General features: G+C 34.6%; 11 protein-coding genes and 4 tRNA genes. 13 read left to right on the top strand and 2 right to left on the bottom strand.

The annotated features are described in order from the left end of the window. The first annotated feature begins 13 nt into the window (after nt 1–13). The 6 genes from GQ589_RS04885 to GQ589_RS04860 all read left to right on the top strand — a co-directional run bounded on the left by GQ589_RS04885 (nt 14) and on the right by GQ589_RS04860 (nt 6,702). Nucleotides 14–1,369: a PFL family protein gene (locus GQ589_RS04885; RefSeq protein WP_160424906.1), complete on the top strand. Its 1,356-nt coding sequence runs from the start codon at nt 14–16 to the stop codon at nt 1,367–1,369. 319 nt (nt 1,370–1,688) lie between these two features. Then, the gene (locus GQ589_RS04880) at nt 1,689–2,165 is read left to right on the top strand and encodes a PTS sugar transporter subunit IIA (protein WP_160424904.1); all 477 of its coding nucleotides are present in this window, start codon (nt 1,689–1,691) and stop codon (nt 2,163–2,165) included. A gap of 9 nt (nt 2,166–2,174) precedes the next feature. After that, nucleotides 2,175–2,453 carry a PTS sugar transporter subunit IIB gene (locus GQ589_RS04875; protein ID WP_065566501.1) on the top strand — a complete coding sequence of 93 codons (279 nt, stop codon included), beginning with the start codon at nt 2,175–2,177 and terminating at the stop codon, nt 2,451–2,453. A 10-nt stretch (nt 2,454–2,463) separates the two neighbouring features. Then, nucleotides 2,464–3,849: a PTS galactitol transporter subunit IIC gene (locus GQ589_RS04870; RefSeq protein ID WP_160401093.1), complete on the top strand. Its 1,386-nt coding sequence runs from the start codon at nt 2,464–2,466 to the stop codon at nt 3,847–3,849. A 93-nt stretch (nt 3,850–3,942) separates the two neighbouring features. Then, on the top strand, nt 3,943–6,006 hold the full coding sequence (locus tag GQ589_RS04865; protein WP_160424902.1) for a BglG family transcription antiterminator: 2,064 nt from the start codon (nt 3,943–3,945) through the stop codon (nt 6,004–6,006). Between the two features lie 27 nt (nt 6,007–6,033). Further along, complete coding sequence (locus GQ589_RS04860) at nt 6,034–6,702, top strand: class II aldolase/adducin family protein (RefSeq protein ID WP_160412308.1); 669 nt, start codon at nt 6,034–6,036, stop codon at nt 6,700–6,702. A 105-nt stretch (nt 6,703–6,807) separates the two neighbouring features. Here the strand turns inward: GQ589_RS04860 and dhaL are convergent, their stop codons facing one another. Continuing rightward, nucleotides 6,808–7,437 carry a dihydroxyacetone kinase subunit DhaL gene (dhaL, locus tag GQ589_RS04855; RefSeq protein WP_160401096.1) on the bottom strand — a complete coding sequence of 210 codons (630 nt, stop codon included), beginning with the start codon at nt 7,435–7,437 and terminating at the stop codon, nt 6,808–6,810. Between the two features lies 1 nt (nt 7,438). Continuing rightward, nucleotides 7,439–8,443 carry a dihydroxyacetone kinase subunit DhaK gene (locus tag GQ589_RS04850; protein WP_160424900.1) on the bottom strand — a complete coding sequence of 335 codons (1,005 nt, stop codon included), beginning with the start codon at nt 8,441–8,443 and terminating at the stop codon, nt 7,439–7,441. A gap of 288 nt (nt 8,444–8,731) precedes the next feature. Here GQ589_RS04850 and tcdA point away from each other — a divergent pair, with 288 nt between their 5' ends. The 7 genes from tcdA to GQ589_RS04815 form a co-directional block, all read left to right on the top strand. Then, nucleotides 8,732–9,526, top strand: a complete 795-nt coding sequence (gene tcdA / locus GQ589_RS04845) for a tRNA cyclic N6-threonylcarbamoyladenosine(37) synthase TcdA (RefSeq protein ID WP_160412313.1) — start codon at nt 8,732–8,734, stop codon at nt 9,524–9,526. Between the two features lie 319 nt (nt 9,527–9,845). Further along, nucleotides 9,846–12,545, top strand: coding sequence for a bifunctional acetaldehyde-CoA/alcohol dehydrogenase (gene adhE / locus GQ589_RS04840; RefSeq protein WP_160424898.1), 2,700 nt, complete (start codon nt 9,846–9,848; stop codon nt 12,543–12,545). A gap of 155 nt (nt 12,546–12,700) precedes the next feature. Beyond that, nucleotides 12,701–12,776 (top strand) — tRNA-Thr (locus tag GQ589_RS04835). Between the two features lie 32 nt (nt 12,777–12,808). After that, a tRNA-Tyr gene (locus GQ589_RS04830) sits at nt 12,809–12,893 on the top strand. A 55-nt stretch (nt 12,894–12,948) separates the two neighbouring features. After that, a tRNA-Gly gene (locus GQ589_RS04825) sits at nt 12,949–13,023 on the top strand. Nucleotides 13,024–13,026: 3 nt separating this feature from the next. Continuing rightward, a tRNA-Thr gene (locus tag GQ589_RS04820) sits at nt 13,027–13,102 on the top strand. Between the two features lie 177 nt (nt 13,103–13,279). Beyond that, on the top strand, nt 13,280–13,364 hold an 85-nt coding region (locus tag GQ589_RS04815), incomplete at its 3' end, for a GTP-binding protein (protein ID WP_010312103.1).

The following is a 13,364-nucleotide window of genomic DNA, read 5'->3' as shown; positions in this document are numbered from 1 at the left end:
AAGGATAATACGAATGGAAACTAAGCAAATCCTCGAAACTATTAAAATGATCGAGGAAGAAAAACTCGATATTCGCACAATAACTATGGGTATTTCATTGCTTGATTGCATTGATAGTGATGGAAAAAAAGCTCGTCAAAAAATCTATAATAAAATTACACATCTTGCTAAAAACCTTGTTACTGTCGGTGACGAAATTGCAGCTGAATTTGGCATTCCAATTATTAACAAACGTATTTCAGTTACCCCTATTTCTTTAATTGCCGGTGCTAGTGATGATAAAGATTATGTTGAATTTGCCAAAACACTTGACGAAGCAGCCAAAGCGGTCGGTGTTAACTTTATTGGTGGTTTTTCGGCATTAGTACAAAAGGGTTACCATAAAGGGGATGATATTTTAATTAAATCAATTCCACAGGCGCTTGCACAAACAGAACGAGTTTGCGCATCGGTCAATGTCGGTTCTACCCAAACCGGTATCAACATGGATGCGGTAAAACAGATGGGGAAAATCATCAAAGAAGCAGCTGAATTAACGGCAGATAACAGTAGTATGGCATGTGCTAAATTAGTGGTGTTTGCTAATGCAGTTGAAGATAACCCTTTTATGGCAGGCGCTTTTCATGGGGTAGGAGAAGCGGATTGTGTTATTAATGTTGGGGTAAGTGGTCCTGGCGTTGTTAAACGTGCTCTTGAAAAAGTTAAAGGGGAACCATTTGATGTTGTTGCTGAAACGATTAAAAAAACAGCGTTTAAAATCACTCGTATGGGACAGTTGGTTGGTAAAGAAGCCTCTGAACGTTTGGGCGTCAAATTTGGTATCGTTGATTTATCATTAGCACCAACTCCAGCAATTGGTGATTCGGTTGCTCATATTCTCGAAGAAATGGGATTACAGTCCGTTGGTACTCATGGTACTACAGCCGCTCTAGCAATGCTTAATGATGCAGTTAAAAAAGGTGGCGTAATGGCCTGCGGTCATGTTGGTGGATTAAGTGGTGCATTTATTCCTGTTTCAGAAGATGCAGGAATGATTGATGCAGTAAATAATGGCGCACTCAATCTTGAAAAACTTGAAGCGATGACCTGTGTTTGCTCGGTTGGGCTTGATATGATAGCGATTCCTGGCGACACACCAGCTGAAACGATTTCTGCGATCATTGCTGATGAAGCAGCAATAGGTGTAATTAATCATAAAACAACTGCTGTTCGCATTATCCCTGCTGTAGGCTTAAATGTTGGAGATAATATTGAATTTGGAGGTCTACTTGGTCACGCGCCAGTTATGCCAGTAAATAAATTTAGTTCATGTAATTTTATTAATCGAGGTGGACGAATTCCAGCTCCAATTCATTCATTTAAAAATTAATGTATTAAATTTTAAATGAAAATATATTTCTTTTATTCCGTCTACATTATTAAAGTAGACGGAATGTCAAAAAACTAATCTTACTGTTATTTTCGTAAATTACCTTTTAGCTCTTACTTAATAGTCTGTTTTTGTTGTTCAACATAATTGTCCCTGTGATGAGCAATATCATGGATATTATTTGGTATCAAATCTATTCGTTTCTTTTATCTTAATTCCCTAAAATTAATGATATCAAATTAGTGCTGATTTAATTCAGGCAATATCAAATTAGTTATATTGTTATAAATTTGCAGATCACACCATGATGGAGGACGAAATGGGAAATGAATCTAACGACCAAATGTTTTTTGAAAATTTGATCCTTTTAGATAAAAACTTTCAAAATGCTAATCAATTTTTCGATTTTACGTTTCCTATTTTAAAAAGTGGTGGTTATGTTAATCATTCCTTTTTAGATGCAATAAAGCAAAGAGAATCTTTGTTCCCAACCGCACTACCAACAGAACCTTATGTAGTTGCTATGCCCCATACTGATGTTGAGCATGTTATTAGACCCTTTATTTACTTTGCTCGAGCCAAAGGTACGATTCCATGGTGTGAAATGGCAAATAATGACAATGTATTAAGGACTAACTTTGTTTTTTTACTTGGGTTTAATCAACCGAATGGGCATATTGATTTATTACAAAAATTGATGGACTGTTTTATGAATTCGAATTTTTTAGAAGCGCTTTATCACGCAGAAACCGAACGTGAAATTTTTACATTATTGACGTCGAATATCAATTTATAAGGAGGCATTATGAAAAAAGTTATTGTTGCATGTGGCAGCGGAGTGGCTACATCACAAACTGTGGCTAGTAAAGTAACTCGTTTATTAAAAGAACGGAATCTTGATGAGATAAAAGTGGAAGTTGTTGATCTTAAGTCTGTTGATACTCACATTAAAAATAGTGCTGCTTATATAGCGATAACTAAAATTGAAAAACAGTATCCTATTCCCGTTATCAATGGTATTGCATTTTTAACAGGGATAAATATGGAAGCGGAATTACAAAAAATTATCGATGCCTGTAAATAGGAGTACGAATATGGACTTTTTAGGAACAATTATAAATTATATTTTGAATTTAGGTGCCCCTGTTTTTGTACCCTTCATTATGTTAATTGCTGGTTTAATTGTGCGCATGAAATTTAGAGATGGAGCTTCAGCTGCAATTACCTTAGGCGTTGCATTTGTTGGTATGAGTATGCTAATTGGATTTATGGTTGGTGCTATTGGTTCAGCTGCGCAAACAATGATGGAACGAACAGGTATTGAACTTAGTATTGTTGATGGTGGTTGGACTACTATGGCAAATGTATCTTGGGCTTGGCCGTATGCATTTTTAATGTTTCCTTTGCAAGTGGGGGTTAATATTTTGATGTTGGCATTAAAAAAGACTGATACTTTTAATGCTGACTTATGGAATGTGTGGGGGAAAATTTTCACAGCATTTATTGTTGTTGCTGTAGCTACTCCAATTTTAGGTTCTGTTATGGCTTTAGTCGTTGCTTTTATTATTGCTACTTTGCAGATCATATTAGAACTTAATTCCGGTGATATTAATCAACATCGAATTGAAAAATTAACAGGTATTCCAGGTGTAACTTGTACTCATAGAATGTTATTTTTTAGTGCGATTTATTATCCTTTTGATCTCTTACTGCGCAAAATACCTATTTTAAATAAACCAATGGATGCAGCAACATTACGTTCAAAAATTGGAGTTTTTGCTGAAAATCATGTTATTGGTTTTTTATTAGGTGTGACTTTTGGAATTATTGCTGGTTATGATGTTGCAGCTATTTTAATGCTTGGTGTGCAAGCTGCTACTGCTCTTATGTTGTTTCCAATGATCTCTAAGCTATTTATGCAAGCACTATCGCCAATTTCTGAGGCAATTAGTGATTATATGAATAAACGTTTTGCTGGTCGTAAATTATTTGTTGGTTTGGATTGGCCATTTATGGGTGGTTCAAGCGAGATTTGGTTTACAGTAATTGTTGCCATTCCTTTTACCTTAATTTGGGCTGTTATTTTACCTGGTAACAAAATTCTACCTTTTGCAGGTATTATTAATGTTGCGCTTATTGTTCCTGCTTATATATTAACTAAAGGAAACACCTTAAGAATGGTGATTTTAGCCATTATTGGTGTGCCATTCTTTTTATTTGTTGGAACACAATTTGCACCGATTATCACCGATTTAGGATTAACCACTAAAGCTATTGATATTCCATCTAATCAGTTAATTTCAAATAGTTCTATTGATGCACCTATTTTTACTTATGCGTTTTCATTTATTTGGCAATGTTTACAAGGCTATTTTGTTCCATTGATTTTTGCTGTTTATTGGTGTGTGGGTTATTTCCTCTATGCTCGTGAACTACGCAAAGAAGTTGCACAAGATATAGTTGAGAAAAATAATGAATAAATGATAGTTAAAGTATTCGTTGAACATAATCTGCAGTAAATCTGATGGTAATGTTTATTACCATCAGACAACGAACAATAAGGTAATTGTTATATGGTTATCGATAAGCGAATTCATGCTGTATTAAAAGCATTAATTCATAATCCAAATATTAGTGGAGTTGAGCTTCAATCTGAATTCGGGTTAACTCGTAAACAACTTAGTTACACTGTTAAAAAAATTAATGATTTTCTTGAATCATCTAACCTTGAATTAATCAGACGATTTAAAACTGGTAAATTTAGTGTTCCCAAATTAGTGATCGAAACATTTAGAGATGAACCAGTATCTCTTGCTATTGGACGTTATATTTATTCTGAAGATGAACGTATTCATCTGCTTCTTTTTTTCTTGTTAATTAGAACAGAAAGGTTGTCATTAATACATCTATCTTCGTCCCTGACTGTCAGCCAGAATACAGTTATAAATGATATTAAAAAAGTGCAGACAATGATTGTCCAATATCATTTACAAATCAACTATGATCGCGAAAATGGTTATCGTATTATCGGTGATGAAATAGACAAACGTTATTTGTTACTAAAATTAATTCGTAGAATTATTAGTATGCCAATAGCTGATAAGATTTTTAGAGAAAATGAGATTATTACCCAAGGGCATTTAGAACAAGTAGGGCAGGTTTTTAGTGAAATAGAAAGAAAATTAAAAATTGTTTTTACTGATGAGCAGTTGCAAGAATTAACCTACTTTATTTGTTTTATATTGCAGCGGATAGAAACAGATAAAAAAATTAAACGTTTACCTGAAAATTATGCTGAGGCAGCAAATAGCCGTGATTTTCAACTATTAAAAAAACTGATTGAAAAATTTGGTATTACTGATCTGAATGAACAAATCTTTTTAATGGTATTAGTGCAAAGTTCTAATATACAAACAATATCTGATAAATATTTTCATTTAGATGCGGTTTTGTTAGAAAGTGTCGTTGAAGTTATTAATAATTTTGAACAGATCAGTTGCATAGCTTTTCAAGATAAAAGCGAACTTATTGAACGTATATATCAGCATTGGAAACCTGCTTATTATCGCATTCGTTATCACATTACCAATATTAATAGTGTATATGGTATCGTATTACAAGAGTTTGGTCATTTACATGAAATGGTTCGAAAAGCAATTTACCCTTTTGAAAAAATTTTACATTGTAATATGCCAGATGAAGAAGTCGCTTTTATTACTGTCTTATTTGGTGGATGGTTAACTCGAGAAGGTTTGATCAATCAAATTAAAACTAAAAAGATAGCTATTTTTGTTTGTGAAAATAGTGCAACTGTTTCAACTTACCTTTATTTAACTTTACAAGTATTACTTCCTGAACTACATTTTTCTGACGCCATGTCTAAACGTGAGTTTGAAAAATATAATCACTATTACGATATTGTTTTTTCTACTTCATATTTATCTACTGATAAATTGTTATTTATTGTCAACTCGTTACTCAATAACTCCCATAAAAATGCTTTTCGTAATCAAGTGATTGGTGCTTTACAAGGTATTGATCCGAGTATAATTCAAGTAGAAGAACTTATATCTATTATTGAAAAATACAGCAATATTAAAGATCAAAAAGCATTACAAAAAGAATTAACAGCATATCTTTATAACGATGAAGTGAATGATAATCCCGTACGAATAACACAACAGGAGGTTCCCTCATTAGCTGACTTAATGCAAAAAGAACACATCAATATTACAGAAAAGGTTGATATAGCATGGCAAGAAGCATTGGCATTAGCTGCTCAACCTCTGTTAAATAACCAAGCCATAGAAAGTTATTATCTTGAAAGAATGATTAATAAAATCCAATTCGAACAACCTTATATTATGTTGGTTAATGGATTAATTATTGCTCATGCTGGTATTGATGATGGTGTGAATAAAGTTTCAATGTCTCTACTTAAGTTATCTGAAAAAATCAATATTTGTGGTTATATGAAAGCTGATTTAATTGTTGTTTTAGCAACAAATAATCCACAAAAACATCTTAAAGCTCTTGCTCAATTAAATGAATTATTAGAATTAAATGACGGCGCAACTCGCATAAGAAATGCTAAAAATAGCAATGAAATCTGGGAATTGTTTGCCAATTATCAATGAAATATCTTGTGAAAATAGGAGTTGAAAATGTTAGAGATACAAAAACAATATGTTGTCGATATGGCTAAAAGGTCGAGTGAGTGGGGATTGTGTAAACATAAAGCTGGTAATTCTAGTGTTCGCGATAAAGAAACAGGATATGTGCTTGTTACTCCAACAACAATTGATAAAAAATTGTTAACAATTCGAGATATTGTTGTGATGGATCTTGAAGCAAATGTTATTGAAGCTGATTCTGGATTGAGACCAACGAGTGAATGTTTAATGCATCTTGAGATTTATAAAGCTCGCCCTGATATTTTTGCTATTTCGCATACTCATTCTATTTTTGCAACTTCATTTGCCGTATTAGCCAGACCTATTCCAGCGGTTGTTTATGAATGTGCCATTCTTAATTTAAAAGATGGTGTTATTCCTGTTGCACCTTATGGACGACCAGGAACTCCAGAACTTTCAAATAGCGTTATAGAACCTATAAAACGAGCTGATGCAATTTTGATGGAAAAACATGGCGCAATTGCTGTAGATAAAGACCCTTATGAAGCTGTATTAAAGGCTGCTTATATTGAAGAAATGGCTGAAATTTACTATCACGCTCTGCTTATTAATGGTGGTAAAGATCCTGGAGGATTCCCTTCACAGGAGTTACAAAGTTGGGCATATCCTTCGCAAATTAAGTTTAAAAATAATTTTTAGTTTATTAATTTTAATACGTTAACTAAAAAATAGTGAGAAAGGAAGGTTTTATTTTATCGATATCTTTATAATAAATCCGCCGATATTATCGGCGGATTTATTATTTTATTGGATTTGAATATACTCATTCATAAATTTCAAAATATACGCCATTGAAACAGAACCAGGATCCATATGGCCAATTGCTCGTTCACCTAAATTTTTAGCTCGACCAAATACAGCGATCATTTGTTTCGTTTTTTCTGCTCCTTCCATAGCAGATTGTGCTATTTTAGGTAGCGCATCTTTTAATTTCAAAGTAGTTAATCTGCTTGCCGTTGTTGCACTAGCTGCTAAGGCATCAACCATAGTTTTATCTCCAGGTTTAGCGTTTCCTCGTTGATAGACAGCTTGCCAACCCTCATTAAGTAGTGTTGATAGTGCGCTTGAATCAAATTCTGTGATTCCAGTAATACTTTTTCCTCCTGCTCTAAATAAAGTACCAAAAATTGCTCCTGAGGCTCCCCCCATACTTGTCATTAATTTTGTGCCAATTTGAATAAAAAAGTCACCTATATTTGTTGGTTGAAATCTTTCATCTTGTAGTAACACAATGATAGCTGCAAACCCTCGCTTCATACCGATGCCGTGGTCACCGTCCCCCACAATTTGATCTAAAGATGTTAATGTTGGTTCACTTTCAATCATTTTTTCGGCTGTGAATAACATCATTTTGCGAACTTGTGATAAATTCATTTTAATTTCTCCATCCTAGTGTTTTGCAAGGTAAATCATAAAGATATTGTAGTTCTTCATCTAACTTCATCAAGGTGATTGAAAAGCCTGACATTTCAAGCGATGTACAAAAATGACCAACAACGACATCGTGGCTGATTATGCCTCGAGTATCAAGTTCAATACCTACTTTACGCGTTATGATGAGTAGTTCCGTGTTACTAAGTGTTCCTAAATTATTAATCAACACACACACTCGGTCATTCTTTTTAAAAGGTAAATCATCACAAAGGCGATTTATCATATCCTTGACAACCTCATCTGATGATGTCATTTCTTGTCGACGTAATCCTGTTTCACCATGAATACCGATGCCAATTTCAATTTCGTTATCTTTTAACTCAAAATTAAATTTATTCGACTGAGGTAATGCACATCCATCTAGGGCTACACCTATAGTTCGAACGTTGTTATTGGCTTTTGATACTACTTGATAAAGATTATCAAGATCGTATTTTTCAAATTGTGCCGCAGCGCCTGCAATTTTGTATAAAAACATAATACCCGCAACACCACGGCGATCTGAAATTTTTGATAATGGAGCTGAAGCAATATCATCCGTAGCACGAATTGTTTTAGTAGTAATATTGTTTTCAGCTAATATTTCGGCTGAAATATCAAAATTCATTCCATCCCCAGAGTAGTTGCCATATAAAAATAGTACACCTTTCCCTTTTTCTATAGTTTTAGTTACTTCAATAATTTGATCTGGTGATGGTGATGTGAATACTTCACCGAGTGCACAGCCATCAATACCTCCTTTACCAATAAATCCAGCAAAGGTTGGTTCATGACCACTACCACCTCCTGAAACAATAACAACTTGATCGCTTGCAATATGGCTGCCATAAACGGCACAATGTTCTGGAATTGCAGTTAATTTTCCCTGATAGGCATAAATCAACCCCTGCATAACTTCTTGTCTTACATTATTTGGATCATTGAGTAGTTTTTTTGGTTTACGCATTCATTATTCCCTCTTAAGTAATCGTAGTTAACAATGTTTATTGTAGGAAAAAGTAATAATTCAAACGAATACAATTAATGACAAATAATATCCTACTGATTGCTCATCATCGGGATGATATTGTTGATCTTTATAAGAGTTATGAATTTAGTTTTTTTATTTGTGAAAGGTATAATGTTATCTAATATTTATAGATAAATTGTTTAAATAAAGAATAATACGGTTATAATTTGTAAAAAAGTTTCAGGAGAGTAGGTGTTTTAGTATAAACACTATTATAAATTATCAATGAATAAAGAATCTTATTTTCAACGTTTTAGTGGTATAGCTAGGCTTTATGGTGAGTCGGCTTTACAGAGTTTTTCACAAGCACATATTTGTGTAATAGGTATTGGTGGTGTAGGTTCTTGGGTCGCAGAATCGCTGGCGCGGAGCGGTATTGGTCAAATTACCTTAATTGATATGGATGATGTGTGCATAACCAATACGAATCGTCAAATTCATGCGTTACAATCTAATATAGGTAAATCTAAAACCTCGGTTATGGCTGAGCGAATTGTAGAAATTAATCCTGAATGCATTGTGAATGAAATTGATAATTTCATTAATGCTAATAATGTCAGTGAGTATTTAGGAACAAAAACGTCACCACGTTATGATTATATTATCGATGCTATTGATAGTGTTCGTGATAAAGCAGCAATTCTTGCTTATTGTAAGCGACAAAAGTTAAAAATTATTACCATTGGTGGGGCTGGTGGGCAAAAAGATCCTACACAAATTAAAATTGCCGATTTAGCTAAAACAATTCAAGATCCATTGGCTGCAAAATTACGAGAAAAACTAAAACATGATTATAAATTAAACAAAGATAGTAAAGGTAAATATGCTATTCCTTGTGTATTTTCGACTGAACAACTAACTTATCCTTCCCAAAATGGATTAGTTTGCGTTTCAAAAAGAGATGCTAACGGGCCTAAAAAAATGGATTGTGAATCAGGGTTTGGTGCTATTACTACGGTTACAGCGACCTTTGGTTTTGTTGCTGTAAGCTATGTGTTAAGTAAATTGTCTAAAGTTTAAATATAGACCGAATGAATAAACGTAAATCAAGCCGTTGAAAGGCTTGATTGGGCTTTTTAACATTAAATCACTCTTAATGATTATTATCTAATCTATCTTTAAAGTAGTATTAATTTTCTATCAAAAAAATCTATCCTTAAATTTTTCTTATCAAAATTACCATATAACATTTGTTTTTTGTGCAATATCTTATTGTATAAATTAAAAAACTGATTTACGATAACGTCAATTTCGTTTTGTTATTATGCTTAAGCATTAAATAGTTTCAAGGAAGACGCCAAACGATCCAGATTTATTTTTTAATTTCAAGGAGAAATCTATGGCAGTAACTAACATAAATGAGTTAAATGAGTTAATGGCTCGAGTCAAAAAAGCACAAGAAACATACTCAACTTATACTCAAGAACAAGTCGACAAAATTTTTGTGGCAGCCGCAACAGCCGCAGCTGCAGCACGCATTCCACTAGCTCAACAAGCTGTTGCTGAGTCAGGAATGGGGATTGTCGAAGATAAAGTTATAAAAAACCTTTTTGCCGCTGAGTACATTTTAAATAAATATCGTCATGATAAGACTTGTGGTGTTGTAGCTGAAAATGAACCATTTGGCACAATAACATTGGCTGAACCACTAGGTATTATTTGTGGTATTGTTCCAACAACCAATCCAACTTCCACTGCAATCTTTAAATCTTTAATTAGTCTAAAAACGCGTAACGCGATTGTCTTTTCTCCACATCCTAGAGCTAAAAAATCAACAATTGAAGCTGCTCGTATTGTTTTAAATGCGGCGATTAAAGCTGGAGCTCCAAAAGATATTATTGGTTGGATTGACGAACCCTCTATCGAATTATCAAATGCACTAATGCATCATGATGATGTTGCCGCTATTTTAGCTACAGGCGGTCCAGGCATGGTTAAGGCTGCTTACAGTTCAGGGAAACCAGCACTAGGTGTAGGGGCTGGTAATACGCCTGTTATTATTGATGAAACTGCTGATTTAAAACGTGCTGTTGCTTCTGTATTAATGTCTAAAACATTTGATAACGGTATGATTTGTGCATCAGAACAAGCCATTGTTGTGGTTGATTCGGTTTATGATGAAGTGCGTCGTTTATTAACACAATACGGTGCTTATGTTTTAAATGCTAAAGAAACTAAAGCAGTACAAGGTATTATCTTAAATGACAAAGGTGCCTTGAATGCCAATATTGTTGGTCAACCAGCAACTAAAATTGCCGAAATGGCAGGTATTAAAGTACCAGCAGATGCAAAAGTATTAGTAGGCGAGGTTTCTAAAGTTGATCTATCAGAACCATTTGCTCACGAAAAATTATCTCCAACACTGGCCATGTTTAAAGCTAAAGACTTTAACGAAGCAGTAGAAAAAGCAGAAAAATTGGTCGAAATGGGCGGTATGGGGCATACTTCTGTGCTTTACACAGATCAAGATAGTAACCGTGATCGTGTGACTTATTTTGGCAGTAAAATGAAAACCTGCCGTATTTTAATCAATCAACCGGCTGCTCATGGTGGTATTGGTGATTTATATAATTTTGATTTAGCGCCGTCTTTAACACTAGGATGTGGTTCTTGGGGTGGTAACTCGGTATCTGAAAATGTCGGTCCGAAACACTTAATCAACAAGAAAACAATCGCTAAGAGAGCAGAAAATATGTTATGGCACAAATTACCAAGTTCTATCTATTTTAAACGTGGTTCACTTCCAATTGCTTTAAATGAAGTTATTGAACAAGGCGCAAAACGCGTATTTTTGGTAACGGATAAGTTCTTATTTAATAATGGTTACTCAAAACAAATTACCGACCAATTAGAAGCTCAAGGTGTTATTTGTGAAACTTTCTTTGATGTAGAAGCTGATCCAACGCTAAGTGTGGTTCATAAAGGTACGGATTCAATGCGATCATTCCAACCAGATACTATCATTGCCTTAGGTGGTGGTTCTCCAATGGATGCCGCGAAAATCATGTGGGTTTTATATGAACATCCTGAAACAAAATTCGAAGAATTAGCATTACGCTTTATGGATATTCGTAAACGTGCTTGTCATTTCCCTAATATGGGACAAAAAGCAAAACTTATTTGTGTAACAACAACGTCAGGTACAGGTTCTGAAGTAACGCCATTTGCTGTTGTAACTGATGATGCAACAGGACAAAAATACCCATTAGCTGACTATGCGATTACACCACACATGGCGATTGTTGATGCTAACTTAGTTATGAATATGCCACGCTCACTTTGTGCGGCTGGTGGTTATGATGCAGTAACACATGCTTTAGAAGCTTATGTGTCGGTGATGGCAAGTGAGTTTTCCGATGGACAAGCATTACAAGCATTAAGTCTATTAAAAACCTACTTACCGACAAGTTATAAAGAAGGGGCTAAAAACCCTGTAGCACGCGAAAAAGTGCATAGTGCTGCAACATTAGCGGGTGTATCATTTGCTCAAGCGTTCTTAGGTGTTTGTCACTCAATGGCTCATAAAATTGGTGCGGCATTCCATATTCCTCATGGTGTTGCTAATGCAATGTTGATTAGTAATGTTGTGCGTTTTAACGCAACTGACAAACCAACTAAACAAGGTACATTTAGCCAATATGGTTACCCTAAAGCGGTTGCTCGTTATGCTGAAATTGCGGATCACTTAGGTTTAACAGCAGCTACGGATAAAGATGAGAAGAAAGTTGAAAAGCTAATCGATTGGTTAGATCAGCTTAGAAAAGATCTTGATATTCCTTTCTCAATTAAAGAGTTTGGTATTGATGAAAAAACTTTCTTAGCACAAGTTGATCAACTTGCAATTGATGCATTTGATGATCAATGTACTGGTGCAAATCCACGTTATCCGTTAATTGCTGAGCTAAAACAAATTTTGCTTGATACTTACTATGGACGTGCATATAAGGATAATGGCAATATTAGTGAAGATGTTGCTATTCATACAGAAGCAAAAGGAGTAGCTACAACAACTAAGAAAAAAGCAACCAAAAAGAAATAATATAAATTAATTATTATTGATTAAATAAAATCCTGAAATAGTCTATATTTCAGGATTTTTTTATGTTTTTGATTTTTTTTTAATCAAACAAAATAAAATTTGTTTTTTTTTGCTTGCAAGGATAAAAGTTCTAGTTCATAATGCGCAGCACTTAGGCCGGCTTAGCTCAGTAGGTAGAGCAACTGACTTGTAATCAGTAGGTCACCAGTTCGATTCCGGTAGCCGGCACCATTTTCCTAAGTAAACAGTTTATAAAGATTCGGGGTGGGGTTCCCGAGCGGCCAAAGGGAGCAGACTGTAAATCTGCCGTGTCACACTTCGAAGGTTCGAATCCTTCCCCCACCACCATCATCTAATATTAGCAATAGCTAATTGAAGCATTTAGGTAGCCGAGTTTGAACATGCGGGCATCGTATAATGGCTATTACCTCAGCCTTCCAAGCTGATGATGCGGGTTCGATTCCCGCTGCCCGCTCCAATTGCTGATATAGCTCAGTTGGTAGAGCGCACCCTTGGTAAGGGTGAGGTCGGCAGTTCAAATCTGCCTATCAGCACCATTCTTGTTAATTTCCTAAACTTCTAAAAATATCGAATTTGACTGCTTTATAGCTTGTCACTCGATAGCTTTATCTGTTATCATTCAGAGCTAATTTAAAATTAGTATTATATTAAATATGATACTTGGTTAATGTGGTGATTCACCACCGATTTGTATTACATTTGAGGGACGATAAATGTCTAAAGAAAAATTTGAACGTACAAAACCCCACGTTAACGTTGGTACAATCGGCCACGTTGACCATGGTAAAACAACTTTAA

It is taken from the genome of Gilliamella sp. Pas-s27 (assembly GCF_009795865.1).
Classification (GTDB): Bacteria; Pseudomonadota; Gammaproteobacteria; order Enterobacterales; family Orbaceae; genus Gilliamella.
The sequence above is the reverse complement of the archived record's forward strand: the minus strand, read 5'-3'. Positions and strand labels throughout refer to the sequence as shown.

What these genes read in the sequence shown, in the direction of transcription:
- GQ589_RS04885 (WP_160424906.1), top strand. Translation starts at nt 14, where the DNA reads ATGGAAACTAAGCAAATCCTCGAAACTATTAAAATGATCGAGGAAGAA.
- GQ589_RS04880 (WP_160424904.1), top strand. Translation starts at nt 1,689, where the DNA reads ATGGGAAATGAATCTAACGACCAAATGTTTTTTGAAAATTTGATCCTT.
- GQ589_RS04875 (WP_065566501.1), top strand. Translation starts at nt 2,175, where the DNA reads ATGAAAAAAGTTATTGTTGCATGTGGCAGCGGAGTGGCTACATCACAA.
- GQ589_RS04870 (WP_160401093.1), top strand. Translation starts at nt 2,464, where the DNA reads ATGGACTTTTTAGGAACAATTATAAATTATATTTTGAATTTAGGTGCC.
- GQ589_RS04865 (WP_160424902.1), top strand. Translation starts at nt 3,943, where the DNA reads ATGGTTATCGATAAGCGAATTCATGCTGTATTAAAAGCATTAATTCAT.
- GQ589_RS04860 (WP_160412308.1), top strand. Translation starts at nt 6,034, where the DNA reads ATGTTAGAGATACAAAAACAATATGTTGTCGATATGGCTAAAAGGTCG.
- dhaL (WP_160401096.1), bottom strand. Translation starts at nt 7,437, where the DNA reads ATGAATTTATCACAAGTTCGCAAAATGATGTTATTCACAGCCGAAAAA.
- GQ589_RS04850 (WP_160424900.1), bottom strand. Translation starts at nt 8,443, where the DNA reads ATGCGTAAACCAAAAAAACTACTCAATGATCCAAATAATGTAAGACAA.
- tcdA (WP_160412313.1), top strand. Translation starts at nt 8,732, where the DNA reads ATGAATAAAGAATCTTATTTTCAACGTTTTAGTGGTATAGCTAGGCTT.
- adhE (WP_160424898.1), top strand. Translation starts at nt 9,846, where the DNA reads ATGGCAGTAACTAACATAAATGAGTTAAATGAGTTAATGGCTCGAGTC.